Origin of the sequence: Microvirga solisilvae (assembly GCF_022808595.1) — a bacterium.
Classification (GTDB): Bacteria; Pseudomonadota; Alphaproteobacteria; order Rhizobiales; family Beijerinckiaceae; genus Microvirga; species Microvirga solisilvae.
The window spans coordinates 244,795-270,462 of record NZ_JAKUCN010000002.1 but is presented as its reverse complement, the minus strand read 5'-3'; the positions used below and the strand labels follow the sequence as shown (position 1 = coordinate 270,462).

General features: G+C 62.8%; 30 protein-coding genes. 11 read left to right on the top strand and 19 right to left on the bottom strand.

Features of this window, described 5'->3' with window-relative positions; all coding sequences use genetic code 11:
- Positions 1-69 precede the first annotated feature (69 nt).
- The 3 genes from recF (at position 70) to MJ639_RS05870 (ending at position 2,829) form a co-directional block, all read left to right on the top strand.
- Positions 70-1,221 (top strand): DNA replication/repair protein RecF, encoded by a 1,152-nt coding sequence (gene recF, locus MJ639_RS05880; protein WP_243369376.1) that lies wholly within the window; start codon positions 70-72, stop codon positions 1,219-1,221.
- A 92-nt stretch (positions 1,222-1,313) separates the two neighbouring features.
- Positions 1,314-2,081, top strand: a complete 768-nt coding sequence (locus MJ639_RS05875) for a hypothetical protein (RefSeq protein WP_243369375.1) — start codon at positions 1,314-1,316, stop codon at positions 2,079-2,081.
- Positions 2,082-2,214: 133 nt separating this feature from the next.
- Positions 2,215-2,829 carry a LysE family translocator gene (locus MJ639_RS05870; RefSeq protein ID WP_243369374.1) on the top strand — a complete coding sequence of 205 codons (615 nt, stop codon included), beginning with the start codon at positions 2,215-2,217 and terminating at the stop codon, positions 2,827-2,829.
- 21 nt (positions 2,830-2,850) lie between these two features.
- On the opposite strand, the gene MJ639_RS05865 is transcribed toward MJ639_RS05870, so the two are convergent.
- A complete protein-coding gene (locus MJ639_RS05865) occupies positions 2,851-3,075 on the bottom strand; it encodes a DUF378 domain-containing protein (RefSeq protein WP_243369373.1) in 225 nt (74 codons plus the stop codon).
- Between the two features lie 301 nt (positions 3,076-3,376).
- On the opposite strand from MJ639_RS05865, the gene gyrB reads away from it, so the two are divergent.
- Positions 3,377-5,803 (top strand): DNA topoisomerase (ATP-hydrolyzing) subunit B, encoded by a 2,427-nt coding sequence (gene gyrB / locus MJ639_RS05860; RefSeq protein ID WP_243369372.1) that lies wholly within the window; start codon positions 3,377-3,379, stop codon positions 5,801-5,803.
- Positions 5,804-5,875: 72 nt separating this feature from the next.
- Here gyrB and MJ639_RS05855 read toward each other — a convergent pair whose 3' ends face one another.
- Positions 5,876-7,252, bottom strand: coding sequence for a methyl-accepting chemotaxis protein (locus MJ639_RS05855; protein WP_243369371.1), 1,377 nt, complete (start codon positions 7,250-7,252; stop codon positions 5,876-5,878).
- On the bottom strand, positions 7,227-7,751 hold the full coding sequence (locus tag MJ639_RS05850; protein ID WP_243369370.1) for a PAS domain-containing protein: 525 nt from the start codon (positions 7,749-7,751) through the stop codon (positions 7,227-7,229). Before MJ639_RS05850 ends, MJ639_RS05855 begins: the two co-directional genes overlap by 26 nt.
- A gap of 282 nt (positions 7,752-8,033) precedes the next feature.
- Here MJ639_RS05850 and MJ639_RS05845 point away from each other — a divergent pair, with 282 nt between their 5' ends.
- Entirely contained in the window at positions 8,034-9,188 is a 1,155-nt protein-coding gene (locus MJ639_RS05845; protein ID WP_243369369.1) for a M24 family metallopeptidase, read from the top strand.
- A gap of 4 nt (positions 9,189-9,192) precedes the next feature.
- Here MJ639_RS05845 and MJ639_RS05840 read toward each other — a convergent pair whose 3' ends face one another.
- The 4 genes from MJ639_RS05840 to MJ639_RS05825 form a co-directional block, all read right to left on the bottom strand.
- Entirely contained in the window at positions 9,193-10,209 is a 1,017-nt protein-coding gene (locus tag MJ639_RS05840) for an Ldh family oxidoreductase (RefSeq protein WP_243369368.1), read from the bottom strand.
- Between the two features lie 18 nt (positions 10,210-10,227).
- Positions 10,228-11,457 (bottom strand): NAD(P)/FAD-dependent oxidoreductase, encoded by a 1,230-nt coding sequence (locus MJ639_RS05835; RefSeq protein ID WP_243369367.1) that lies wholly within the window; start codon positions 11,455-11,457, stop codon positions 10,228-10,230.
- Between the two features lie 18 nt (positions 11,458-11,475).
- Positions 11,476-12,492 (bottom strand): 4-hydroxyproline epimerase, encoded by a 1,017-nt coding sequence (locus tag MJ639_RS05830; RefSeq protein WP_243369366.1) that lies wholly within the window; start codon positions 12,490-12,492, stop codon positions 11,476-11,478.
- 82 nt (positions 12,493-12,574) lie between these two features.
- A complete protein-coding gene (locus MJ639_RS05825; RefSeq protein ID WP_239351087.1) occupies positions 12,575-13,504 on the bottom strand; it encodes a dihydrodipicolinate synthase family protein in 930 nt (309 codons plus the stop codon).
- Between the two features lie 137 nt (positions 13,505-13,641).
- Between MJ639_RS05825 and MJ639_RS05820 the strand changes: the two genes are divergently transcribed.
- Both MJ639_RS05820 and MJ639_RS05815 read left to right on the top strand, forming a co-directional pair.
- Positions 13,642-14,340, top strand: a complete 699-nt coding sequence (locus MJ639_RS05820; RefSeq protein WP_243369365.1) for a GntR family transcriptional regulator — start codon at positions 13,642-13,644, stop codon at positions 14,338-14,340.
- Positions 14,341-14,357: 17 nt separating this feature from the next.
- Positions 14,358-14,804 (top strand): hypothetical protein, encoded by a 447-nt coding sequence (locus tag MJ639_RS05815; protein WP_243369364.1) that lies wholly within the window; start codon positions 14,358-14,360, stop codon positions 14,802-14,804.
- Here MJ639_RS05815 and MJ639_RS05810 read toward each other — a convergent pair.
- From MJ639_RS05810 to MJ639_RS05790, 5 genes are read right to left on the bottom strand one after another with little or no spacing between them, the layout of a single operon-like run.
- Positions 14,801-15,274: a VOC family protein gene (locus tag MJ639_RS05810; RefSeq protein ID WP_243369363.1), complete on the bottom strand. Its 474-nt coding sequence runs from the start codon at positions 15,272-15,274 to the stop codon at positions 14,801-14,803. The genes MJ639_RS05815 and MJ639_RS05810 overlap by 4 nt on opposite strands.
- A 23-nt stretch (positions 15,275-15,297) precedes the next feature.
- A complete protein-coding gene (locus tag MJ639_RS05805; protein ID WP_243369362.1) occupies positions 15,298-15,735 on the bottom strand; it encodes a DoxX family protein in 438 nt (145 codons plus the stop codon).
- The gene (locus MJ639_RS05800) at positions 15,732-16,100 is read right to left on the bottom strand and encodes a DUF1428 domain-containing protein (RefSeq protein ID WP_243369361.1); all 369 of its coding nucleotides are present in this window, start codon (positions 16,098-16,100) and stop codon (positions 15,732-15,734) included. The genes MJ639_RS05805 and MJ639_RS05800 overlap by 4 nt, the downstream gene beginning before the upstream one ends.
- A gap of 24 nt (positions 16,101-16,124) precedes the next feature.
- On the bottom strand, positions 16,125-16,508 hold the full coding sequence (locus MJ639_RS05795; RefSeq protein WP_243369360.1) for a YciI family protein: 384 nt from the start codon (positions 16,506-16,508) through the stop codon (positions 16,125-16,127).
- Between the two features lie 13 nt (positions 16,509-16,521).
- Positions 16,522-16,953 (bottom strand): VOC family protein, encoded by a 432-nt coding sequence (locus MJ639_RS05790; RefSeq protein WP_243369359.1) that lies wholly within the window; start codon positions 16,951-16,953, stop codon positions 16,522-16,524.
- A gap of 57 nt (positions 16,954-17,010) precedes the next feature.
- Between MJ639_RS05790 and MJ639_RS05785 the strand changes: the two genes are divergently transcribed.
- Positions 17,011-17,706, top strand: a complete 696-nt coding sequence (locus MJ639_RS05785; protein WP_243369358.1) for a winged helix-turn-helix transcriptional regulator — start codon at positions 17,011-17,013, stop codon at positions 17,704-17,706.
- A 3-nt stretch (positions 17,707-17,709) separates the two neighbouring features.
- Here the strand turns inward: MJ639_RS05785 and MJ639_RS05780 are convergent, their stop codons facing one another.
- Together MJ639_RS05780 and MJ639_RS05775 are read right to left on the bottom strand one after the other, a co-directional pair.
- Positions 17,710-17,889: a hypothetical protein gene (locus MJ639_RS05780; RefSeq protein ID WP_243369357.1), complete on the bottom strand. Its 180-nt coding sequence runs from the start codon at positions 17,887-17,889 to the stop codon at positions 17,710-17,712.
- Positions 17,890-17,956: 67 nt separating this feature from the next.
- The gene (locus MJ639_RS05775) at positions 17,957-18,229 is read right to left on the bottom strand and encodes an HNH endonuclease (protein WP_243369356.1); all 273 of its coding nucleotides are present in this window, start codon (positions 18,227-18,229) and stop codon (positions 17,957-17,959) included.
- Here MJ639_RS05775 and MJ639_RS05770 point away from each other — a divergent pair.
- Both MJ639_RS05770 and MJ639_RS05765 read left to right on the top strand, forming a co-directional pair.
- A complete protein-coding gene (locus tag MJ639_RS05770) occupies positions 18,228-18,806 on the top strand; it encodes a BON domain-containing protein (RefSeq protein WP_243369355.1) in 579 nt (192 codons plus the stop codon). The genes MJ639_RS05775 and MJ639_RS05770 overlap by 2 nt on opposite strands.
- Positions 18,807-18,917: 111 nt before the next feature.
- Positions 18,918-19,769, top strand: a complete 852-nt coding sequence (locus MJ639_RS05765) for a sulfite exporter TauE/SafE family protein (protein WP_243369354.1) — start codon at positions 18,918-18,920, stop codon at positions 19,767-19,769.
- On the opposite strand, the gene MJ639_RS05760 is transcribed toward MJ639_RS05765, so the two are convergent.
- The gene (locus MJ639_RS05760; RefSeq protein ID WP_243369353.1) at positions 19,766-19,969 is read right to left on the bottom strand and encodes a hypothetical protein; all 204 of its coding nucleotides are present in this window, start codon (positions 19,967-19,969) and stop codon (positions 19,766-19,768) included. The two genes, MJ639_RS05765 and MJ639_RS05760, sit on opposite strands and share 4 nt — an antisense overlap.
- A 175-nt stretch (positions 19,970-20,144) precedes the next feature.
- Here MJ639_RS05760 and MJ639_RS05755 point away from each other — a divergent pair, with 175 nt between their 5' ends.
- Positions 20,145-20,963 carry a MipA/OmpV family protein gene (locus MJ639_RS05755; RefSeq protein ID WP_243369352.1) on the top strand — a complete coding sequence of 273 codons (819 nt, stop codon included), beginning with the start codon at positions 20,145-20,147 and terminating at the stop codon, positions 20,961-20,963.
- Between the two features lie 61 nt (positions 20,964-21,024).
- Here the strand turns inward: MJ639_RS05755 and MJ639_RS05750 are convergent, their stop codons facing one another.
- From MJ639_RS05750 to MJ639_RS05735, 4 genes are all read right to left on the bottom strand, one after another.
- Positions 21,025-21,417 carry a 6-pyruvoyl trahydropterin synthase family protein gene (locus tag MJ639_RS05750; protein WP_243369351.1) on the bottom strand — a complete coding sequence of 131 codons (393 nt, stop codon included), beginning with the start codon at positions 21,415-21,417 and terminating at the stop codon, positions 21,025-21,027.
- A 42-nt stretch (positions 21,418-21,459) separates the two neighbouring features.
- Positions 21,460-23,883, bottom strand: a complete 2,424-nt coding sequence (locus MJ639_RS05745) for a putative bifunctional diguanylate cyclase/phosphodiesterase (RefSeq protein WP_243369350.1) — start codon at positions 23,881-23,883, stop codon at positions 21,460-21,462.
- Between the two features lie 27 nt (positions 23,884-23,910).
- Positions 23,911-24,435, bottom strand: a complete 525-nt coding sequence (locus tag MJ639_RS05740) for a putative pterin-binding protein (RefSeq protein ID WP_243369349.1) — start codon at positions 24,433-24,435, stop codon at positions 23,911-23,913.
- Between the two features lie 253 nt (positions 24,436-24,688).
- Complete coding sequence (locus MJ639_RS05735; protein WP_243369348.1) at positions 24,689-25,627, bottom strand: ring-cleaving dioxygenase; 939 nt, start codon at positions 25,625-25,627, stop codon at positions 24,689-24,691.
- Positions 25,628-25,668: the final 41 nt, after the last annotated feature.

Here is a 25,668-nt window from a genome sequence, read left to right as displayed (position 1 = left end):
TTCTTTTGGCGGGACTTCTGCAGCCGCAACGCTTGATCTTTCGCGCCCGCTCCTCAAAGAAGGGAGCGCATGTCCTCCGCTCCCGTCATTGCCTCCCGAATCGTCCGTCTGATCCTTCAGGATTTTCGCACCTATGCGAGCCTGGACTTGTCCGTGTCGCGTCCGCTCGTGGCGCTCGTGGGCGAGAACGGCGCAGGCAAGACGAATGTGCTGGAGGCGATCTCCCTCTTCATGCCGGGACGCGGCCTGCGCCGCGCGGAGCTGGGCGAGATGGCACGCCAGGGCGGCCCGGGCTCCTTCGCCGTCTCGGTCACCCTCGATGCGCCCTTCGGCGAGCACCGCCTCGGTACGGGCCTCGAACCGGCTGCCGAGAATGCCCGCGCCTCGCGCATCTGCCGCATCGACGGATCGACCGCATCGTCGCCGACGGCCTTTGCCGAATACCTGCGCGTGGTCTGGCTGACGCCCGATCTCGATGCGCTATTTCGCGGCCCCGCCGGCGACCGCCGCCGCTTTCTCGACCGCCTCGTGCTCGCGGTCGATGCGGAGCATGGCACGCGGGTGAACGCGCTCGAGCGCGCGCTGCGCTCCCGCAACCGCGTGCTGGAGGAAAACCCGGACAATCGTCTCTGGCTCGATGCGCTGGAGCGCGAGGTGGCGGAGCTTGCCATCGCGGTCGCCGCCGCGCGGCGCGAGACCGTGGAGCGTCTTGCCTCGCTCATCCTCGAAACGCGCGAGGAGGAATCGCCCTTTCCCTTCGCCACGATGGGCCTGGAAGGCGAGCTCGACACGCTCGTCGCCACCCTGCCCGCCGTCGATGCGGAAGACCGCTACCGCGCCACCTTGCGCGATTACCGCGCCCGCGACCGCGCGGCGGGGCGCACGCTCATTGGCCCGCAGGCTTCCGACCTTCTCGTGCGACATGGGCCGAAGGACATTCCCGCCAACACCGCTTCTACCGGCGAGCAGAAGGCGCTTCTCATCGGCCTCGTTCTCGCCCATGCGCGCCTCGTCGCCAGCATGAGCGGCATTGCGCCCTTCGTGCTCCTCGACGAGGTCGCAGCCCATCTCGACCCGCGCCGCCGTGCGGGTCTGTTCGCCGCGCTGGAATCCTTAGGTGGCCAAGTCTGGATGACAGGCGCGGACCCGAGTCTCTTCGCGGAACTCGAAGGCCGTGCGGATGTCCTGCAGGTGCAGCCGGGCTCGATTCAGCCTGTCTGAAGAATGCTTCTTCTCGCCTCCTCTTTCAGGGAGTTTGAAGGGGAGCAACCTCTCGTTAGGTTCGCTCCTCTCCTGCAGTCAGCTTTTCCTTCATGTCATTCACACGCCCCTTCCTCGCGCTGAGTGCCCTTGGGTTCCTCGGCACCCTCCTGGAAAGCCTCGCCTTGATGGCGAGCCCGAAGGCTGTGAGCGGGCTCACCGATGTGCAGGAGAGTCCATCGTTCTTCAGCCCGTGGTTCGGTGCGACGAGCCTCATTCTGCTTTGCATGATCGCGGTCGGCGTGGCGCTGGCGGAGCAGACGGGACTCGTCTCCCTGATGCTGCGCCGGTTGCGTGGCGAATTGCACTCGGTCCATCCGCAGAACTGGCGGCGAACGATCGATCTTGCCGCGATCGTCGGCGCTCTCTCCTATGGGATCAACTTGGTGCTCTGGCGATATCTTCCGGGAGCCTATGACACGATCCTGTTGCACCAGCAGGAACTGACACCCTATGAGACACCCTGGCTCGAGACGGCTTTGAGCCTTCATGCAGGCGTCTCGACCGAGCTGGCTCTGCGCTTCGGAGGGGTTACTCTCGTTCTTTGGCTGGGAATGATCCTGCTGAGAGGTCAGAGGCCTCCTGCCCTGATCTGGGCGGCTGTTCTGATGCCCAGTTTATGTTCCTCTGCGATCTCGATGGCCCAAACCGGCGCGATCTCGCTTCCGGTTGTCTTTCATCATGCGACCGGGATCGCTTTAGGGTGCTTCCATGGCTGGCTTTACGTGTCCAGAACATTGGAGCACGCCATTCTGGCGCATGTGATCGTCAACGCCATGAGCATCGGCCTCGGTTTTCTTCTGACGATCCTCGTGTCCTAGCGCCTATCGCGGCGCGGATACGGGCCGACCGATCATCAGGTGTGACCGAACACATCAACAATCATGGATAGTTTGGCATCGTCCGTCAGATTATACTTGATCGCAATAAAGTACCTCTGCCCGATGGATCGCCATGGAACCCGCAGGCCTCATCCTGTTCTCGTCCGCCCTCTTCATCGCCGCCGCATCGCCGGGCCCAGGCATCGCCGCCATCGTGGCGCGGGTGCTGGGGCGTGGCCCGAAGGGAGCCATTCCCTTCAGCATCGGCATCGCGTTCGGCGACGTGGTGTGGCTCACCTTCGCCGTGTTGGGCCTGGCGGCCCTGGCGCAGACCTTCCATGGGGTCTTCCTGGTCGTGAAATATGCAGGCGCGGCCTATCTGCTCTACATCGCCTACAAGCTCTGGACGACGCCCGTTGAAGCACGGGACGTTGCGGCGGAGGAGAAGACGGAGCATCCGTTGAAGCTGTTGCTGGGTGGGCTAGCGCTGACCTTGGGCAATCCCAAGACCATTGTGTTCTACCTGGCCCTTCTGCCCACCTTCCTCGATCTGACGAAGATCACAATGCTGGGCTATCTGGAACTGGCCGTGGCGACCTTGGCCGTTCTGGCGGTGGTGTTCGGCGGCTATATCGTGCTCGCGGCCCGGGCACGGAGGCTTTTCACCAGCCCCAAGGCGATCCGCATCCTCAATCGCACCACCGGTACGGTCATGGCGGGTGCCGCGGCGGCCGTGGCGGCCCGCTGAGCGGACCGCCACCATCCTCAGTCAGTATCGATCGAGACGGGTGTCGCCGCCGGAGAGGTCCTGGAACAGGGGGATCAACTGCCAGAGGGCAGACAAGCCGACGAGAATGTAGACGATGCGAGAGAGGGCCGAGTCGGGACCGCCGAACAGGGTGGCGACGAGATCGAACTGAGCCAGGCCCATGAGGCCCCAGTTGATTCCGCCGATAATCAAAAGAATAAGCGTGATGATGTTGATGGCTCGCATCGCTGAACTCCAAGTTGCTGTCCTGTCGCAACCACCGGCATTGAGCAAAAGTTCCTGCCCGGATGAGAGGCACATGAACCGCCGATACCACCTGCTGAGGGGCCCTTGCAGGCCCTGAGGCAAAGGACCGCTCCCCAAAACCCCCGAATGGGCATTTTTCCGTGGATTTTGGCCCCCTTTCTCACGCGCGCGTATGCGCGTGGGGGTGAAATTTCAACCAATCGTCACTAAATATCTGATCTGACGAATCAAAACCCTGGCGCACCCGTTTTCGGATGCCTGCGCCTTGCAAGGATCCTCAATGGCCGAACCTGCTATCAACGTGAATGCCGACGCCTATGGCGCGGAATCGATCAAGGTGCTCAAGGGCCTTGATGCGGTACGCAAGCGGCCGGGCATGTATATCGGCGATACCGATGACGGCTCGGGCCTTCATCACATGGTCTACGAGGTGGTGGACAACGCCATCGACGAGGCCCTCGCCGGTCACGCGACTGAAGTCACGGTCACGCTCAATGCGGACGGCTCGGTGACCGTCACTGACAACGGCCGCGGCATTCCTACCGACATCCATCCGGGCGAAGGCGTCTCGGCGGCCGAGGTCATCATGACCCAGCTGCACGCGGGCGGTAAGTTCGACCAGAACTCGTACAAGGTCTCGGGCGGCCTGCACGGTGTGGGCGTGTCCGTGGTGAACGCGCTCTCGACCTCGTTGAAACTCCGCATCTATCGCAGCGGCAAGGAACACTTCATGGAGTTCCGCCACGGCGATGCAGTGGCTCCGCTCGCTGTCGTCGGCGACGCGCCAGACAAGCGCGGCACGGAAGTGACGTTTACGCCCTCGCCCGAAACCTTCACCATGGTGGAGTTCGATTACGGCACGCTGGAGCACCGCCTGCGCGAGCTCGCGTTCCTGAACTCGGGCGTGCGCATCATCCTCACCGACAAGCGCCATGCGGAGCACAAGCGCGAGGAGCTGATGTACGAGGGCGGCGTGGAAGCCTTCGTGCGCTATCTCGACCGCGCCAAGTCGCCGTTGATCCAGCAGCCGGTGATGATCCGCTCCGAGAAGGACGGCATCGGCGTCGAGGTCGCTCTGTGGTGGAACGACTCGTACCACGAGAACGTGCTCTGCTTCACCAACAACATCCCGCAGCGCGATGGCGGCACGCACCTCGCGGGCTTCCGCGCGGCATTGACGCGCCAAGTGAACGGCTATGCGGAATCATCTGGCCTGACCAAGAAGGAAAAGGTTTCGCTCACCGGCGACGATTGCCGTGAGGGCCTGACCGCCGTCGTCTCCGTGAAGGTGCCCGACCCCAAATTCTCCTCGCAGACGAAGGACAAGCTCGTCTCCTCCGAGGTTCGCCCCGTCGTCGAAAACGTGATGAACGAGGCTCTCAACAACTGGCTCGAAGAGCATCCGGCGGAAGCCCGCACGCTCGTCGGCAAGGTTGTGGAAGCAGCAGCAGCCCGCGAGGCCGCCCGTAAGGCGCGCGAGCTCACCCGCCGCAAAGGCGCGCTCGACATCGCGTCGCTGCCCGGCAAGCTCGCCGACTGCCAGGAGCGCGATCCGTCGAAATGCGAGCTCATCCTCGTGGAGGGTGACTCGGCCGGTGGTTCCGCCAAGCAGGGCCGCGACCGCGCCTTCCAGGCCGTGCTGCCGCTGCGTGGTAAGATCCTCAACGTGGAGCGCGCGCGCTTCGACAAGATGCTCTCGTCGCAGGAGATCGGCACGCTGATCACCGCACTCGGCACGGGCATCGGCCGCGAGGAGTTCAACCTCGACAAGCTGCGCTATCACCGCATCATCATCATGACCGACGCGGACGTGGACGGCTCGCACATTCGCACGCTGCTGCTCACGTTCTTCTTCCGTCAGATGCCGGAGCTGATCGAGCGCGGGCACCTCTACATCGCGCAGCCGCCGCTCTACAAGGCAACCCGCGGCAAATCCTCGATCTATCTGAAGGACGAGCGCGCGCTGGAAGATTACCTGATCGATGCAGGCATCGAGAGCGCATCGCTGCGTCTCGAAACCGGCGTCGAGTTCCAGGGCGATCAGCTCAAAGGCCTGATCGACGAGGCCCGTCTTGTGCGTCAGGTGCTGAACAACCTGCATACGCGCTACAACCGTAAGGCCGTGGAGCAGGCTGCGATCGCGGATGCCCTGCGTCCCGACGTGGCCGAGGATGCTGAGCGCGGCCCCAAGGCCGCCGCCTATATCGCCACGCGGCTCGATGCGATTTCGGAAGAACTCGAACGCGGCTGGACGGGTGAAGTGCGCGAAGGCGGCTATGTCTTCTCGCGGACCGTGCGCGGCGTGACGCAGACGACCGTTCTCGATCAGGCGCTGATCGCCAGCCAAGAAGCCAAGAAGCTGGACGAACGCGCCAAGTCGCTGCAGGACGTTTATGCCAAACCCGCCAAGCTCATCCGCAAGAACGATGAGCTCCAGATCGACGGTCCGCTCTCGCTGTTCGACGCGGTGATCGCCTCCGGCCGCAAGGGCCTGCAACTGCAGCGCTATAAAGGCCTCGGCGAGATGACCGCTCAGCAGCTCTGGGAAACGACGCTGGATCGCGACATCCGCTCGCTCCTGCAGGTGAAGGTGAAGGACACCACCGACGCCGACGACCTGTTCGTCAAGCTGATGGGCGACGTGGTGGAACCCCGCCGCGAGTTCATCCAGGAGAACGCGCTCTCGGTTGCAAACCTCGACGTCTAAGACTGTCGAGAGCATCCTCAAACGACAAAACCCCGCTCGCGAGAGCGGGGTTTTTCTTGCGCGAATGAAACCTCAAGCGGCCTTGAGCAAGTTGGTGCTACGCCGCTCGACGCCTCTGTAGGCGACCACCTCGTTCTGCTGCCGCTCCATGGGTCCGCGACGCAGTGAGACCAGGAATTTGCGGACCACATCCGCCAGATGGTCACCCTGACCAGCGACCTGTCGCGAGGTATCGAGCACCGAGCCCGCGAGATGCTTGGTCTCCGCCGTGTTCTGGCTCACGCTCCGAATGTTGTCTGTCACGCCTTGCGTTCCCGCCGACGTCTGCTCCACGCTGCGCGCGATCTCGGCGGTGGCGGCGGTCTGGCCTGCAATGCTCTCCGCGATGCGAGAGGTCGCGTGATCGATATCCGCCACGATGGTGGAAATCTCCGACACGGCGGAAACGGCGGCGTTGGAGGCGGAACGCAGTTCCGCGATCTCGCCGGTGATCTCTTCTGTTGCCTTAGCGGTCTGGGTCGCCAACGCCTTGACCTCCTGCGCCACCACGGCAAAGCCGCGCCCGGCTTCGCCTGCGCGTGCGGCCTCGATAGTCGCGTTGAGCGCCAAAAGGTTGGTCTGCTCGGCGATGGTGGTGATCAGCCCTACAACGGCGCTGATCCGCTCGACTGCGTTGTTGAGGCTATTGACGATCTCTCCCGTGGATTGCGCCTCCTGAGCCGCCTGCCGGGCACGCGTGGCCGAATGATCGGCCTCGGTGCCGATCTCCTGTGCGGAGGCTGCCAATTGCGTCACGGCGGCGGCGACAGTCTGCACGTTGGCCGCCATGTCGGATGCCGTCGACGCGACGAGGCTTGTGCGATCATCGGTGAGAATCGCACCTTCCTGCAGAACCGATGCCATGGTGCTCATGTTCGTGGATGATTCAGAGAGCGTCTGCACGATGGTGCTGATCGCCTGCTCGAACTCCGCCGTCGAATGATTGAACGCCGCCAGCCGACCTTCGATGACCTCCGACGCTTCATTGATGATGATCGCGCCGTTGAGCAGAGACCCTTGCAATCCATCGGGCAGGATGCGCCGAAAATACTGGTTGTTGCGGATCGCGTCCATCGCAGCCGACGACTCCCGGATATAGGCGTCGATCCTGTCGGTCGCATCATTGATGGTGCCGTTGAGTTCGCCGAGCGCTCCGCCTTCTCTGCTGCCGACAAGGCGAGCCTCGAAATCGCCATGTCCGATCCGGTCGAGAATATCGGTCGCGCTCGCAATCGCGCGGTACGTCCGTAGCAGCATCAGGCCACCGAAGATAAAGCCCGCATCGGCGATCAGCATCGCGACGGGCGGCATCGAACCCTGGACGAGCGCTGCAACGGCATGTCCCGTGACAGCGAGCGCCGCAACAGCAAAACCAAGGCTTGCCTTAGAGAGAGAAGACAAATTCATCATAGCTGGTCTTGCTCGCGGTGGCGGTTTTCATGAGGTGCTGATAGGACGCGGCCAGGCCTTCCTTGGCATTGCGATAGGAAGCCTCGATCCGCATCAGATCGGCATAAAAGGGGATGATGGCTCTTTCCAAGGCGCTGCGCTTGGGCACACGCCTATTGGAGTGAAAGCCGCAGACTTTCTGGTTACGGTCGAAGGACGGCGTGACATGGGCGAAGACCCAATAATGATCGCCATTGCGCGCCATGTTCTTCACATAGGCGAAAACTTCCCGGCCATCCTGGATCGAGTCCCACAACAGCTTGAAGACTGCGCGCGGCATGTCCGGATGGCGGATCAGGCTGTGCGGCTGACCGAGGATTTCCTTCTCCGTGTAGCCTGCCATGTCGCAGAAGGTTTTGTTCGCATAGGTCAGGCGGCCCTTCAGATCCGTCTTCGAGACAATGAATGTGTCCGCATCGAAGAAGGTCTCGCGCTGGGTGGGAATGATCTTGGTGGTCATCGGATGGCTGTAGGCTTCTTGCCGCGAAAATCGGATAAGGATGAAGGTCGACACGCGGCTCCCATGGCGACGGCCTTGGATCCGATGAGAACTTTCCCAATCCTGCTTGTCGCAGCCTTGGCTTGCGCGAGGCTGATCATGCATCAAAGTTTCCAGGTCCACGGTTGGTCGGTAGCCCCGCAACAGCAGTGAAAGACGGTTCGTGCCTGCTTGACGAGCGGGCGGCATCGGTGTCTGCCATGAGGAAGGCTCAGCGCCCGAACCATCATTGAAGGCACATCCATGTCGGCCTCCTCTTCCTGGCGTCATCCCGTTCCGCCGATCCTCGATTCCGAGAGGCTCCAGCGTCTCGAGCGGCTTCGCCGGAACATGGCTTCTGCCGGCATTACGGGCCTGTTGCTCGGCTCGACCCAGAGCCTTCGCTACTTCACAGGCCTCGTTTGGCACGCGAGCGAGCGGCTCTGCGGTGCGCTCGTGACGGCGGACCGCCTGATCTATGTGGTGCCCGGCTTCGAGCGTTCGCGGGTGGAGACTCTACCGCGCCTCGACGCGGAGATCGCCACCTGGGAGGAGGACGAGGAGCCGGCCTCTCTCGTCGCCGATCTACTCGGACCCAAGGGCACGCTGGCCCTCGACGGCCAATTGCCGCTCTTCCTTTATCATCGCCTGGCCGAGGCGCTTGGGCCCGAGCGTCTCGTGGATGGCAGCGCGCTGATCGCCAATCTGAGGATGCGTAAATCCGCCGCCGAGATCGCGCTCATTCAATACGCCATGGGCTTGACGCTCGACGTGCACCGCGTGGCTCATGCCGCGATGAAGCCGGGGGTGAAAACCTCCGAGATCGTCTCGCTCATCGATGCCGAGCACCGGAAGCGTGGCGCGGATGACGGCTCGTCCTTCTGCGTCGTGTCCTTCGGAACCGCCACCTCCCTGCCCCATGGCGCGGAAGGCGATCAGGTGCTGAACGCAGGTGACCTCATCCTCGTCGATACCGGCTGCCATATCGACGGCTATTGCTCCGACCTCACGCGCACCTACACGCTGGACGAGCCTTCACCGGAAATCGCGCGCATCTGGGCCATCGAGCGTGAGGCGCAGCAGGCGGTGTTCGATGCCGCCCGCATCGGCGCACCCTGCGAGGCTCTGGATGCTGCCGCGCGCCGCGTGATCGAGGCGCATGGCCTCGGGCCGGATTACCGCGTGCCCGGCCTGCCGCATCGCGCCGGACATGGCTTGGGTCTCGACATCCATGAGGAGCCCTACATCGTGCGCGGCAACGGCACGCTGCTGGAAGCGGGCATGTGCTTCTCCAACGAGCCGATGATCCTCGTGCCCGATGCGTTCGGCGTGCGGCTGGAGGATCACATCGTCATGACGGAGAGCGGGCCGCGCTGGTTCACGCAGCCTTCCACGTCACCCACGAAGCCTTTCGGCTAACGCCTTAGCGCGGCAGAAGCGCCTTCAGGTCGTCATAGAGCACCTTCGGGATGCGCACGCCCTGCCTCTCGCTGCGCTCGCGCGCCTCGTAGCGGCGCTGCGAGGGCAGGCGCGCACCTTGGCCGACGATGGCATCGAACATCGTCTCGGCCCGCGCCACATGCTGCGCGGCATCCGCGCCGAGAAACACCTTCGGATCGAAGGCGAGGATCAACTCGCCATGACAGGGCGCTGCGCCCACGCCTTCGTCGAAGGCCATGGATTCCGCGCTCGTCATGTCGCCGATGAGCGGACCCGCCATCAGCTCGATCATAGCGGAGAGGGCCGAGCCCTTATGACCGCCGAAGGTGAGCATCGCTCCTGCCATCGCCGCCGTCGGGTCGGTGGTGGGATTACCCTCGCTGTCGATGGCCCAGCCGGTGGGGATGGACTTACCCGCACGGCGGTGCAGCTCGATCTCGCCGCGCGCAATCGCGCTGGTGGCGAAGTCGAACACGAAGGGAGGACCATCGGGACGCGGCCATGCGAAGGCGATGGGATTCGTGCCGAAGACAGGTTTCGTACCACCGGCCGGCGCGACCCAGCTGTGGCTCGGCGTCATGGCAAGCGCCACGAGGCCCTCTGCTGCAATAGCCTCCACCTCTGGCCACAGCGCGGAGAAGTGATAGCAATTGTTGATCGCCATGGCCGCAAGACCGAGCTTGCGCGCCTTCTCGATTAGAAGCGGCCTGCCGCGCTCGAAGGCGAGCGGCGAGAAACCGTAATGGGCGTTCACGCGCACCACGGCAGCCGCATGATCCACCACGTCCGGCACCGCATTCGGGTTTACCTTGCCCTCCTTCACGGAGCGCACGCAGCCGAGCAGGCGATAGACGCCGTGGGAATGGCATTCGTCGCGCTGGCCCGCATAGACGACGGCGGCGATGGCCTTCGCATGGTCAGGCGACAAGCCGCCCGCTTCCAGAACATCGATGCTCAGACGCCGGACCTCGTCCAGCGAGAGGGAGACTTCTTCGCTCATGCTTTTGCGATCTCTTGGTCAGAACCGTTGCGCGGAGAACGGCGTGATGTCGATGGAAGAAGGCGCATCATCCATCAGTTCGGCGACGAGACGCGCCGTGATGGCCGCCTGCGTCAGACCGTAATGGCCATGACCGAAAGCATAGACGATGCGCTTGTCGCGGCCGGCGCGCCCGATGACAGGAAGCGAATCTGGGATCGAGGGACGGAAACCCATCCAGCGTTTCGCCGGTTGCGTCTCGTCGAGATGCGGCAGGAAGCACTTCAGGCGTGTGATCATGGCGGAGGTGCGCTCGTGATTGGGCGCGGCTTGCGTGCCTGCGAATTCCACCGCGCCGCCGACGCGGTCGCCCGTGTCGAGCGTCGAGACGACAAAACCTTCGCCCTCGAACGCGACCGGACGACCGAGACCGAACGCGCCGCTGGCATAGGTGGCGTTATATCCGCGCTCGGTGTCGAGCGGGATATTGTCGCCGAGCTTTCTGGCAAGCTCCCGCGACCAGATGCCTGCGGAGATCAGCACGCGATCCGCCGTCACATCCTGTGCACCCTCGGTGCGGAGGCGGACAGCATCACCTTCAGGCTCAACGGCGAGAGCTTTCGCCTGGACATGAACCGCGCCGCGCGCCAACGCGAGCCGCAGCAGGTCGGCGGCGAGCAAGGCGGGATCGGAGACATGGCAGGCATCCGTGTAGAGAACCGCCGCTTCCACATTGTGAAGCGCGGGCTCCATCGCTGTGAGGTCCTGCATGGAAAGGACCTCGAACGGAATGCCGAACGCCTTCTGCTTGGCGAGCACATCCTTGGCGCCGACAAAGTGATTGCCGTCGCGCCAAACCGAGAGAATGCCTTTCTCGCGTAAGGAATCGAGCTGGAGCGAGGAGAGGAGCGTCTTCCATGCGGGAAGCGCCTCGGCATTGATGGAGCGGATTGCCGCGATGCTGGACTTGATGCGCGAAGGCGAGGACGCCAGCACGAAACGCAGGAGCCAAGGCGCGAGCGCGGGCAGATAGCCTGGGCGAATGGTCAGTGGCCCGAGCGGGTCCATCATCCAGCGCGGCATGTTGCGCCATGCCTTGGGCGAGGCAAGCGGCATGATGTCCGTATGCGCGATCCAGCCCGCGTTGCCATCGGTGGGTCGCTGCCCGTTATTGCCGGGTTCCACGAGAGTGACCTGATGGCCCCGGTCGAGAAGGGCATGGGCGGCGGTGAGGCCGACAATGCCTGCGCCGACAATCGCGATCCGCATCGTGAAACCTTTTTAAGCCTAGAGCGCCTGATCCACGACCTGGAAGCCCATGGCGAAGGGGTCGCGGTCGTCGATGAAGATCGTATTGAAGCCCGTCACCCGCGCCCAGCCTTCGATGGAGGGGATGATCGCATCGCGGTCGCCCACCTTGGCACGCCCTTCGATGCGGCCCGTGAAGGTAGAGCCGATGATGCTCTCATGCACGAAGGCATCGCCCTCCTTCAACGCGCCGCGCGCGGCAAGATGCGCCATGCGCGCGGAGGTTCCCGTGCCGCAGGGCGAGCGGTCGATGGCCTTGTCGCCGTAGAACACCGCATTGCGCGCGGTGCCTTCCGGCGTCTGCGCCTTGCCGGTCCAGAGCACGTGCGTGAGGCGATTGATGCTCGGATTCTCAGGGTGAGCGATCTGGTAGCGCGCATTGAACGCCTCGCGCAGCTTCGGGCTCCAGCGCAGCACGTCGGACGGGTTGATGTCCGCAAGATCCGAGTAGAGTTTCTGCGGCTCAACGATGGCGTAGAAATTGCCGCCATAGGCCACATCGACCATGAGCGTTCCAAGCCCCTCCACCTCGACCTCGTAGCCGGTGCCATAGAGGAACGATGGAATGTTGGTGATGCGCACGCGCTCGATGAAGGGACCGTTCTGCTCGTAGCGCGCTTCGACAACGCCTGCGGGCGTATCGAGGCGCAGCAGGCCCGGCGTCTTTGGATGAATGAGACCGTTTTCGAGCGCGATGGTCACCGTGCCGATGGTGCCGTGGCCGCACATGGGAAGGCAGCCCGATGTCTCGATGAAGAGAATGCCCACGTCGCAATCGGGGCGCGTCGGCGGATAGAGGATCGAGCCCGACATCATGTCGTGGCCGCGCGGCTCGAACATGAGGCCCGTGCGGATCCAGTCGTATTCCGCCAGGAAGTGCTGGCGGCGCTCGAACATCGTCTCCCCTTTGAGTTGGGGAATGCTGCCGCCGCCGACCACGCGGACCGGATTGCCGCAGGTGTGACCGTCGATGCAGAAAAAGGTGTGGCGCGCCATGGCTTCGCTCTTCAAAACGAAATGTCGTGAATCGAAAGAGGCGGAGAAGCGATCACCCCTCCGCCATCGTCATTAAGCTGCATTAAGCGGCAGGCTTCAATCCCACATCGGGAAGCTTGGGCCGGTTCTTCAACGCCTTGGCCATGACTTCCTCCACATGCGCGCGGTCCTTACCTTCGAGCGCGAGGCGCGGCGGACGGGTGAGCGCGGAGCCGCGGCCCATGATTTCCTCGCAGAGCTTGATGCATTGCACGAGGTCCGGGCGCGCATCGAGATGGAGGAGCGGCATGAACCAATCATAGAGCGCCTGCGCCTCCTGATAGCGGCCCGCCTTCGCCAGGCGGAACAGGGTCTCGCCCTCCTGCGGGAAGGCGTTCGACATGCCGGAGATCCAGCCCGCAGCACCCAGCATCACGCTCTCGACCACCACGTCGTCGAGGCCGGCGAAGAGCACGAAACGGTCGCCCACCATGTTGCGGGTGTCGGTGAAGCGGCGGGTATCGCCGGAGGAATCCTTGAAGCAGACGATGGTCTCGCAATCGGCGAGCGAGGCGAGAATGTCCGGCGTCACGTCGTTCTTGTAGATCGGCGGGTTGTTGTAGACCATGACCGGCAGGTCGGTGGCCTTGGCGACGCCGCGGAAATGCGCCGCCGTCTCGTGCGGCTTCGAGGAATAGACGAGAGCGGGCATCACCATCACGCCGTCGAGGCCGACGCGGGCGGCTTCCTTGGCCACTTCCGAGGCGAACTGGGTGGTGAATTCGGCGATCCCGGCGATCACCGGCACACGGCCCTTGGACACCGCCTTCGCGGTCTCCATCACGGCCACCTTCTCCGAGCGGGAGAGCGAGGTGTTCTCGCCTACCGTGCCGCAGACGATGAGGCCGGAGACGCCGTCCCGGATCAGCCCGTCCAGCACCTTGGCGGTAGCATCGAGATCAAGCTCGTAATTCGGCTTGAACTGGGTGGTCACTGCGGGAAAGACGCCTTCCCAGCCGATTTTCTTCGCCATTGGATCCTTAGCTCCCGGAATCGCTGTTGAATGCCGTTATTGTAGATTGTATAAAATCTGCAGAGTCAAGCCATTCTCTCCCGGCCCTGCTATAGGGTTATAAAGTCCCGCTTCGTTTTTAGATCATCGTGAACGCCATGCCGCCCGCCAGCCCCGCCCGCAAATCCCTCCAGCATCGGACGATCTCCTCGGCCGTGGCGGAGGAGTTGCGCCGCCGGATCGTGGACGGGGAATTCAAGTCGGGCTTCCAGCTGCGCCAGGATGCGCTGGCTGCCGAGTTCGGCGTGAGCCGCATCCCCGTGCGCGAGGCGCTGATGCAGCTCGAAGCGGAGGGGCTGGTGAAGATCCACCCCCATCGGGGCGCCATCGTCTCGGAGCTGTCGACGGACGAGATCGGCGAGCTGTTCGAGCTGCGCGCGCTCCTTGAGCCGCGCCTCTTGAAAGCCTCGGCCCCTCGCCTCACGCAGGCCGATTACGAGCGGCTGAACGGGATCCTGCAGGAATATGCGTCGGAACTGCAGGCCATGCATATCGGCCGCTGGGGCGAGCTGAACAACGAATTCCACATGGTGCTCTATCAGCACGCCAAGCAGCCGCGATCCCTCGCCATCGTCGCGAACCTTTTGCAGGAAAGCGACCGCCATACGCGACTCCAGCTCTCCCTGACCCAAGGCATGGAGCGCGCGGCGGCAGAGCATGCGGAGCTTCTCAAGCTGTGTTCAGAAGGAAAGATCGCGGCAGCCTGCACGCTTCTGAAGGCGCATATTGAGGGCGCAGGCGAGTCCTTGCGCCGTTATCTCGAAGAGCATCAGAAAACGAACGCGAAAGCAGGATGATTGATCGCAGGCGTTTCTTGAAGCTCGCTCCGGCGATTGTCGGCGCGCTGCTGATTACCGGCACAGCCGGTTTCGCGATGGCGCCTTTGACGCCTGAAGAAGCCGCCGCTGTCAGGCGCGCAGGACGCAACGCTCCCTTGCACATTCAGGCAGAGATCGTCTCAGCGCGGCGCACAAGCGGAACGGGCCATTCGGGCTGCGCCAAATTGAGAGTTATCGTCCGCAGCATCTTCAAAGGTAAAGAGCGCGTGAAGACGGGCTCTCCTCTTAGCTTTGATCTCTCTTGCGTCTTCCCGATCGAGCTTTCCTATCCGGACCTCGCCTCGCGCTTCGCGCGTGGACGCATGATCGAGACCATCCTGATGCCCGATCCGGCCGATGCGCGAAATCTCGTATCCGTACCGACATTCTTCATGTCGGTTCCAAGCGTCAGTCCGGAGCCGAAATTGCGGCTGGACAATTAACCGCGATACGCACGCTCCAGCGCAGCCAGATCGAGCTTCACCATCGTCATCATCGCTTCCATCACGCGGCGCACTTTCGCGGGATCCTTGTCCTTGATCATGCGGGTCATCGCTTCCGGCACGATCTGCCAGGAGATGCCATAGCGGTCCGTGATCCAGCCGCAGGCCATGGGCGTTCCGCCATCCAGCAACGTGTTCCACAACCGGTCGACTTCCGCCTGATCGACACAATTCACGAAGAACGAAATCGCGGGAGTGAACTGGAAGTTCGGCCCGCCGTTCAGCGCCAGATAGGGTGAGCCCGCCAGCGTTAACTCCACCAGCATCACGTCGCCCAGCTTTCCGCCGGGCGTCTCGACCGTGTAGGGCAGCACGGCATCGATGCGGGAATCCGGCAGCAGCGAGACATAATATCTCGCCGCTTCTTCCGCCTTGCCGTCGAACCACAGGCAGGGTGCGATTGTCGACATGAGGTTTCTCCTCGATGAAGCGATCAAAGTCCTGGGATCAGCAGGCGGCGCAGATGAGGATTGCGCAGCCACAGGCTGCCCCAGGCCGCAAGACCGACATAGACGCCGAACAAGGTATGGGTGAACAGAGGGCTTCCAATCCGCGCATGGGTGGCAACCGCGCCGCCGAGATAGGCGGTGAGCAGCAGGGCGCCGAGAACGGAAGTGCGCGGATAAGCATAGAGAAGCGTGCAGGCGAGAAGGATCACGCCCAACAGCCGCAACGTGACATCATCCGTCGGCCAACCGAGCTGTGCGGTCGTCTCGGCCACGACCTGAAGCGGCACCAGCTTGATCACACTGTCCATGACGAGGAACAGGATGACGAGCCCACCGAGGATCCTGCCGGCCCAGAGGCTGGCGGGATTAATGGCGGAAGAAGTCACTGCATTCGGCGCGGCGATATCAATGGCACGGCTCATTTCTGCTTTTCCTCTTCATCCGTATCGAGAAGAATCTCGAATCCGCCCCAGAACATGCGCTTGCCATCGAAGGGCATGTCGCTCATGGCAAGGCGCGGATCCGCCATCACCTTCTTGTTGCCCGCGTCGCGCGCTTCCTTCGAGGGCCAGATGATCCATGAGAACACGACATTCTCCGACGCTTCAGCCTTCACCGCCTTCCGGAAGTCGGTGTGCTCGCCATTCGGGATGTCATTGCCCCAGCATTCGACGACGCGCAGCGCACCATGTTCCTTGAAGACCGGCGCGGCCTTTGCCGCGAGCTCGCGGTAAGCCTCGCGATTGCCGGCGGGAACGGGAATGACGAATCCTTCGACATAGCTCATGGCTATCTCCTTGCTGATCGTGTTTCAGGCTGATTGCGGCGCGAGAAGTTCGGCGAAATCGGCCATCTCGTAGAGCGGACGGATCTCGATCTCGCTTGGGCCCGGCATCGGGTTGGGGCAGCGCTTCACCCATTCGACAGCTTCTGCCAGATCCTTGACCTCCCAGAGCCAGAAACCGGCGACCAGTTCGTTGGTCGCGGAGAACGGCCCGTCGATCACGGTGCGGCTTGCGCCATCGAAGGCCACGCGCTTGCCTTGCGACGACGGCTTCAAACCATCGCCCGCCTGCATGATGCCGGCCTTCACCAGCTCCTCGTTGAACTTGCCCATGGCCTCGAACAGCTCAGCCGAGGGCATGAGGCCCGCTTCGCTGTCCTTCGTCGCCTTCACGAGAACCATCACGCGCATCGTCGTTCTCCCATCAGGCGTTGGCAGTGTCGCACATCGCGGCCTTCGCGGCTTCGAGATCCATCCACATGATCTCCCAGATATGCCCGTCCGGGTCCTCGAAGCTGCGGCCATACATGAAGCCGTAATCCTGCTTCGGACCGGGATCGGCGCGCCCACCGGCGCTCGCCGCCTTCGCCACCGTGCCGTCCACCTCGTCGCGGCTGTCGGCGGAAAGGCAGATCAGCACCTCGGTGGTCTCGCGGGCATCGGCGATCTTCTTCGGCGTGAACCCGCGGAACTTGTCGTGAGTGAGCAGCATCGCATGGATGGTCTCGGAGAAGACCATGCAGGTGGCGGTGTGATCGCTGAATTGCGGGTTCTTGACGGCGCCGATGGCCTCGTAGAACGCATTGGCGCGGTCGAGATCGGCGACCGGCAGATTGATGAAAACGAGTTTTTGCATGGCTTCCTCCCTGTTCAGTTTTGACATTGATTCCAGATAAAGTTATAAATAGCAACTATGAAGTTAGAAAAAATAACTCAACATAAGGAAGCCCGGTCTCGGCGGCATTACGACGATGCCTGCGCCGCCGCCCATGCGCTCGACCTCGTCGGGGAACGCTGGGCGCTCCTGGTCATGCGGGAGCTTATGCTGGGCCCCAAGCGCTTCAGCGACCTACGCGAGAGCCTGCCCGGCATCAGCGCGAATGTCCTGACACAACGTCTCGAGGGGCTGGAATCCGCTGGCGTTCTCACCCGCCGCAAGCTGCCGCCGCCCGTCTCCGCCCAGGTCTACGAACTGACGGAATGGGGCTACGAGAGCGAGCCGATCTTCCAGGCTCTGGGCCGCTGGGCCGCCCGCTCGCCCCATCACGACCCGACCCTGCCCTTCAGCGCCGCCTCCTTCATCCTGTCCCTGCGCACGATGTTGGATACTGAGCGCGCGAAAGGTCTCGATGCGCGGATCGGCTTCCGCCTGAACGAGGAAAGCTTCATCGGCCATCTCCATGACGGCCGGATCGAGATCGTGCGCGGAAGCGTCGAGGGCGCGGACCTGATTCTGTCCGGAGCACCGCCGATGCTCGCAGGCGCGATCTATGGCGGCCAGCCCCTGGAAGCGCTGGAGAGCGCGGGCGTCATCGCGATCGAGGGTGACAGAGCTTTAGCGCAACGCTTCATCGGCCTGTTCCCGCTGCCGCCGAAAGTGTCGCGATAAGGTTTAAGGACCACCGGCAAGCGAGCCGACGATAGCCATCGCAAGTTCGTCGAGATTCACGCGGCCCTCGATGGTCATCATCTCGGATGCCTTCGCATCGACGCGCAGACCCTGCTGTCCCGCTTCCGCTTGGCGACGAAGCTCGGCAATGATGGCGTCGCGGACCTTGTCTTCGAGATTCATGATTGTCTCCATCCTCACGATCTTTCGATGCCTGCCGAACGTTCGATGAAGAGGGAGCGTTCCGCGATCAGGACAAAGGCTGCCGCTGCTTGAGCGCGCGGAACTCGTCCGCATCCATGATGCCGCGCTGGTTGTTGCAGGCTTGGCAGGCAAGAACGAGATTCGCAGGCGTAAGCGGGCCACCTTGAGAGCGCGGCAGCACATGGTCGAGCGTCGCGAGAGCAGGCGAGCGGCTCAGGCCCTTCGCGAGCCGGTGCGTTTCCACGCCGCAATAGACGCAGCGCCCGCCGTCGCGGGCAAAGATGCTCTCGAAGAGCTTGATGCGTTGAGCTGCTTTCATGAACGGAACCACAGGCACATGGAGATGTTGCTCATGGCACAAGCAGGAGCTGAAAGCCATGGTCGATACCCGGCGCAGGAACCGCAACCTCTCCCGAGATGATAACGGCAACAGCAACGCTCCGAGCGGTGCCGTGGGCTTTCGCGGCGGCTACGGCAGAGACGCAGATGAATTCCACGGCGGCGTGATTGAGGATGGTCACGGCGGCCCGCCAGACGACGAAGGATTTGCGCCGGGTTATGCCTATCGCCGCTCGGGGCTTGGAGCCTTGGGTGATCGCGACCCAAACGATCCCGATCTCAGCGATACACGCGACCGATCGGGGCCTCATCGCGGCCGTGGTCCGAAGGGCTACAAACGCTCCGACGAACGCATCCATGAGGATGTCTGCGAACGCCTGACGGAAGACCGCTTCATCGATGCCTCCAACGTGGAGGTCGCGGTGAAGGACGGCGAGGTCACGCTATCCGGCACGGTCGCGAGCCGCGGCCTCAAGCATCGTGCCGAGGATCTGGCGGAACTCGCTTCCGGCGTACGGCACGTGCAGAACAACCTGCGTGTCGAAAGCGCCGTATAGCCATGCACTGACAGGCAGAGGCCTCCGACTAAGGGCCTCTTGCCTTATCACCCCAAACGTCCGATGACCCTGGAGCTGGCATTTTCTCGCCCCTCTCCTGGTGATCGTCTCATGTTCGGTATTCCCCTCTTCGATCTGGCCTGGCTCATTGTCGCTCTTCTGGCAGCCGGGGCTATCACGGGCCTTCTCGCGGGCGTTTTCGGTGTCGGCGGCGGCGCGGTGGCCGTGCCGATCCTCTACGAGCTCTTCCGCTTCCTCGAAGTGCCGGACGAGGTGCGCATGCCGCTTTGCGTGGGCACATCACTCGCCATCATCGTGCCGACCTCGATCCGCTCCTTCAACGCGCACCGGGCCAAGGGCGCGGTGGACATGTCGATCCTGAAGGTCTGGGCCGTGCCGGTCGTGGTCGGCGTCATCATGGGCAGCGTCATCGCGCGTTTCGCGCCGGCAGATCTGTTCAAGGGCGTGTTCGTGGTGGTGGCCGGCATCTCGGCGATCCGTCTGCTCTTCGGCAAGGATACCTGGCGCTTCGGCCTCGACATGCCCGCCAAGCCCATCATGGTGGCCTATGGCTGGCTCATCGGTGTGCTCTCGGCGCTCATGGGCATCGGCGGCGGCCAGCTCTCCAACTTGTTCATGACCTTCTACAACCGCCCGATCCATCAAGCGGTGGCGACCTCTTCAGGCCTCGGCATCCTGATCTCGATCCCCGGCCTCTTCGGCTACATTTATGCGGGCTGGCCGCACATGGCGGATTATCCGAATGTCACGGCATTCCAGCCGCCGCTGGCGCTGGGTTATGTCTCACTGCTCGGTCTTCTGCTGTTCATTCCCACCAGCACCTGGATGGCGCCCGTCGGCGCGCGCCTCGCGCATCGTCTCTCGAAGCGCCGGCTGGAAGTGGCTTTCGGTATCTTCCTGCTGCTCGTCTGCGCGCGCTTCGCCGCGAGTCTGCTGGTTTAAGGAACTTCGGGCGGGGGCATCGGATGCGCGACCGGCTTGTCGGGCTCCGGCGGCTGCTCGGGCATCGATGACGGCACGCCGGGCGGCACCGGAGGCACCGGCGTCTCGGGTGGAATCGGCATGGTGGGCACCGGCTCCGTGGGAGGCGGCTTAGGGTAGAACTCGTCAGGTTGCGGACGGCCGCTGGCGATCAAAGTCAAGGAAACCGCTCCTCATCATTTCATGGTTAATCGCCCGAGCCGATGAAAAGTTCTTCCTGCGATCTCACGTTCACTCCTCCTTGACCTCAATCGGAGTGTTCCTGTTCTGTGACTTGACCTCTCCTGCATTTACCGTCACGAGAGATTGTCTAATCCTCGCACAAGGTGACAAACGATGCGCTTTCCGAAATCTCTCGCTCTTGCCACATTGTTGCTTGCAGGCTCGGCGTCGGTCTCGGCTATGGCGGCGGATCCCACCTTCACGCAGGTGCCTGCCCTCCCCTCCGGCTGGATCGTGACGCTCAAGGCGAATGTGGGCGTGCGGCCGACCTATCCCGGCGCCGACGACATGGGCTTCATCGGCTATCCGTCCTTGAGCTTCCGCCGCGTCGGCACGGTCGAGCGCTTCAGCGCTCCTGATGACGGCCTGAGCTTCTCCTTCCTCGACGATTCCGCGTTTCGCATCGGCGTCGTCGGCCGCTTCCAGGGCGGACGCTATTATGAAGACAACGAAGAATTGATCGGTCTCAGAAAGATCGACTGGGCGCTGGAGCCGGGTGTCTTCGTGGAATACTGGCCCGTGGAATTCCTGCGCGCTCGCGCCGAACTTCGTCACGGCGTCAACGGGCACCATGGCTTCGTGGCCGATCTCGGCCTCGATGTGGTGCAGAGCTTCGGCGCACTCACCGTCTCCGCCGGCCCACGCCTGTCGCTGGGCGACGACGACTTCACCGAAACCTATTTCGGTGTGACGCCGCTCGAGGCTGCGCTGAACGGACAGGTCGAGGCCTACAGCCCATCGGGTGGCATCACTTCCGTCGGGGCGCTTGCGAGCGCCTCCTACAAGTGGTCGGAGCAATGGTCGTCGACCGCCTTCGTGTCCTACAAGCACCTGGTGGGCGATGCGGCCGACAGCCCGATCGTGCGGGAATTCGGCTCCGAACATCAATTCGGCCTCGGATTGACCGTGTCTTATTCCTTCGGCATCAACTGATCAGTCACTTCATGAAAACAAAAGCGCCTGGAGTCTCGCGAGACTCCAGGCGCTTTTTTATTCAGGCTGCGAGGCTTGCGCTCGTCAGCGGCTCGCCGCGATAGATGCAGCCCTCGGACGATCCCGTCAGGCCGCGCTTAAGCTCCACTTCCTCGAGATTGGGGAAGCGCTCCTTCACCTTCTTCCAGATGTAGATCGTGATGTTTTCGAGCGAGGCGAGGCCGATCTCGTTCTGCTTGAGATCGAGATTGGTGTGGTCGAGCCCGGAGCCGTGGTGATCGCCCTTCAGCTCCCTGATGTAGTTTTCGACATCGTAGAGATTCACCGGCCAGTTATAGACCTCGTCCACGGGCCCGCCGAAGGTAAGGCGTGCGATGAAGGTGTGCCCATGCAGCCCCGAATAGGGATGCACGGAATGCGCCGCTTCGAACGTGAACTCGCAATAGGTCTTCATCGCTTTGTCTCCGGGATATGGTCTTGAGAGGAGTCGAGCACGTCAGGCCACTTCAGCCGTGCGCTTGAACGAATTGAGCGTGTAAGTCAGCTCGGAAGCCGGCTTCGGCTGCCCGAAATAGAAGCCCTGCACTTCGGTGCATCCGGCGGCCGTTACCTGGAGGAGTTGGTCCTCCGTCTCGACGCCCTCGGCGACGGTGGACATGCCGAGGCTTGTGCCGAGGCCCGCGATGGAACGCACGATCGCCAGACAATCCGCGCGGGATGACATCTCGCGCACGAAGCTCTTGTCGATCTTGATCTTGTCGAAGGGAAAGCTGCGCAGATAGCTGAGCGACGAATAGCCGGTGCCGAAATCGTCCATGGCGATACGCACGCCCATGCGGCGCAGCTGGTGCAGCGTCGCCACCGTCAGCTCGTTGTCCTGCAGCAGCACGGTCTCGGTGACTTCAAGCTCCAGGCGATCTGGCGCAAGGCCCGAGCGCGCCAGCGCGCGGCTCACGCTCTGCACGAGGTTCCTGTTGCGGAACTGCACGGGCGAAAGATTGACGGCAACCTTGATGTGCTTCGGCCAAGCGGTTGCAGCCATGCAGGCCTGTTCGAGAACCCATTCGCCCATGGCCGCAATGTGCCCGATATCTTCCGCGATGGGGATGAAGTCGCCGGGCGAGATAAGGCCGCGCTCGGGATGTTGCCAGCGCAGCAGGGCCTCGAAACCGTTGATCTCGTTGGCGCGCACATTCACCTGCGGCTGGAAGAACAGTTCGAACTCGCGGTTCGCCAAGGCCTTGCGCAGATCCGTCTCGACGGAACGGCGTGCTTGCAGCTCCGCATCCATTTCCGGCTCGAAGAAGCGGAAGGTGGCGCGTCCATCCGCCTTGGCGCGGTAGAGCGCCAGATCCGCCTGCTTGAGCAGCTGGTCGGGAGACAGATTGCCCTCGGACGCAACCGCGATGCCGATGCTGGTGCCGATGACGATCTCCTGGCCGTCGAGATCGTAGGGCATGCTGATCGCCTCCACGATGCGGGTCGCGAGAGACGCGCAATCCTGTTGGTCGTCGATGGCAAGCTGCAGGATGGCGAATTCGTCACCGCCGAGGCGCGCCACCATATCCTGCTGTCGGAGGCAGCCGCGCAGACGATCCGCGACGAGTTTGAGGAGAGAATCGCCGGTCTCATGGCCGAGCGAGTCGTTCACGTCCTTGAAGCGGTCGAGATCGAGGCACAGCACCGCCATCTTCAACCGCTCGCGTGCGCTCTCTTCCAGCGCGTGCTCCATCTGCTGACGGAAGAGCACGCGGTTGGCAAGATCGGTGAGCGCATCGTGATGCGCCATGTAGGCGATGCGGGATTCCGCCTGCCGGCGCTCCGTGATGTCCTCGTAGGTCGCCACCCAGCCGCCGTCGAACATGGGCTGGTGGGAGATGGCGTAGGTCTGTCCGCCCGGCTGCTCGTGGATGAAGGCGAATTGCTGCTTCTTGCGCATGAGCTCCTGCTGCTCGGCCGCGATCTGCCGCAGCGGCTCGGCGCCCTTGCAGTTGTTCGCCTCCGCCTGCGCGACGAGACAGCTCAGCGTCACTCCGAACTGCACCGTCTTGTCGATGCCGAAAAGCTCCGCGAAGCGCGCGTTGTAGACGACGATGCTCTCGGAGCCGTCCACCATGCACAACCCGTGCGACATGTTGTTGAGCGCGGCGTCGAAGCGCTCGTTCTGTGTTCTGAGCTCATGCTCCTGCGATTGCAGGGACTCGTTGCGCAGCTGCAGCTCCTCATAGGCGCTGCTGAGTGCCTTGTTGGTCTTCTCGAGCTTTAAGGAGATGCTCTCGAAATTGTCGGCATAGAGTCGAAGCTCCGTATGCGCTTTTTCGAGCAGCCTGTTATGCCAGCCTAGAAGCGCGAGAAGCACGAGGCCGAACACGATGAGGCCCGCAGCCAAACTCGAGAACATCCAGTGCAGGCGAATGAGATCGTGCTGATCCTGCTCGGCCCGTTGCCCGCCATAGTGGTTCGCCGCCGATGCCAATCCCGCGAGCCTGGTCTCCAAGGGCTCCAGAGCTTTCAGCGCCTCCATCGCGGCGCCGGGCTTATCGAGACCGTCGATAAGAGGCTCGATCCTGGTCAGCACCGCATCGAGTTCCCGGGCGGTTTCCAGCCATTCCGGAGATGAGTAGAGAAATTCCCTGAAGTCGCCTGCGAAGATCAGGTTCTTGCGGCTCACGACGATGTCATAGCGCAGCCCCACCTCATCCTTGTCGACGGACGGATCCTGCGCCAGGAAAGCGCTCAGGCGCTGCTCGAGGCGCGTGAACTCGTGCACGGCCTGTGCGGCATGCCAGGGCGTGTTGTAGCGCGCCACGTGCCGGAGAATTTCCTGCCGCTCGACGATGAGAATCGAGATATAGGCGGCCGACACGATGAAGCCGGCGATGACGACGGCAAGCACCATTTTGAGCGTGCGCAGCGACAAGCAATTTCTCCGAGCGCTCGGGACCCGTTACTTCACGACGATCTTGGAGACCTGCCACACGGAGCGACCGTAATAGGTCTGGTGCTGCAGTTCGGGATCGGTGTCGAAGGGATAGATGATGAAGAGCGGCCCCTTGTCGCGAACGGACATGTAGTCGCCGTTCACTTTGACCGCGAGCAGCACCTTGTACTTCCTGATGTCCTCGACCGGGATGTCGCTGCTGTAATCGTTGAGCGCCACCACCGTGAGGGTCTGGCCGGAGGCACCGAGCCGCTCCAGGAGCTTGGCGAGGGGCACGCCCTCGAATTTCGTCGGGGCGGAATACCAGGGCGTGGAGGTCGTGTATGACTCCATACCCATGCCTTCAAGCATCTCCCGGTCCAGCTCTGCCGCATTCTCCTTGTTGGTGGTGGAGATCTTGCCGGACACGGTGAGGATCGGCCTGCCTTTCGGCGCCGGAAGCGGAGCTGCTTGTGCAAGGGTTGTGCTGCCTAAGGCCGCAAGCGCAATGAACGCGCTTACGAGAAAGGTCTTCGCTTCCGTAAAAAACATGATCTGCCCCATCGTAACAATCAGTAGTTACACACGTTTGCAGAGCCGGGTAAAACTTTATTTAAATAGAACCGGCACTAGAGAGCTAATTGTTACGATATAACTATGAATATTCCCTGCTACTATACTTAATAGAGCCCGATCATTCCAGGTCAATCGGCGGTCTTTTTGAGTCGAACGCAATAAAGCCGCCTCACCCTTGGGGCGGGACGGCTCACGTCATGATCCGATCAATGTTGAACGGCGCGAGGCCTTAAAGCGGCTTCAGGCCAGCCTCGATCTCGGCCCGGCGCGGCTCCAGGAAGGGCGGCAGCGCGAGGCTCTCGCCGAGCTTGTCCATGGGCTCGTCGGTGGCAAAGCCCGGCCCGTCGGTGGCGATCTCGAACAGGATGCCGTTGGGCTCGCGGAAATAGAGGCTCTGGAAGTAATAGCGATCCACCGGCCCGCTCGACGGCGCGCGCAGGGATTGCAGCCGCTCCCAGCATTCCTGATAGGTCTTCTCGTTCGGCGTGCGGAAGGCCACGTGATGCACGCCGCCTGCGCCCTGTTGCGCGAAAGGAAGGCCCGGCTCCACGGCCACATGCAGCTCCGCCGCAGGACCGCCCTCGCCCATGGCGAACACATGCACCGGCGTGTCGCCGATGCGGTATTCGCCCGCCTCGCGCATATCCATCGCCTCGGTCAGCACCCGCGCGGTGCGTTCCAGTTTCGGCACGCTGATGGTGATGGGGCCTAAGCCCCGGATCTGGTACTCCGCGGGCACGGGGCTGCGCTCCCACGGATGCGCCTCGCCCTTGCCGCCGTCATCCACGAGACTCAGGCGCTGGCCCTCGAAATCCTCGAAATCGAGCACGAGGCGGCCGTTGCGTTCCTTGATGTCCTGATGCGCGATGTTGAGGGCAGCAAAACGATCCTTCCACCAGCCCAGGGCAGCGCCGCCATTCACGCGCAAGGCGGTCTGCGAGATGCTGTGCGTGCCGCGGCGCTCGCGGCCCACGGGCCAGTCGAAGAAGGTGAGGTCGGAGCCGGGCGAGGCCTTCCCGTCCGCGTAGAACAGGTGATAGGCGCTCACATCGTCCTGGTTCACGGTTTTCTTCACAAGGCGCATGCCAAGCGCCTTCGTGTAGAAATCGTGGTTGCGGGGCGCGTCGGCGGTGACGGCGGTGAGATGATGAATTCCGGTCAGTTGCATGGCTGTCTCCATGAGGTTGACCGGAAGATAGGCTTGCGGCT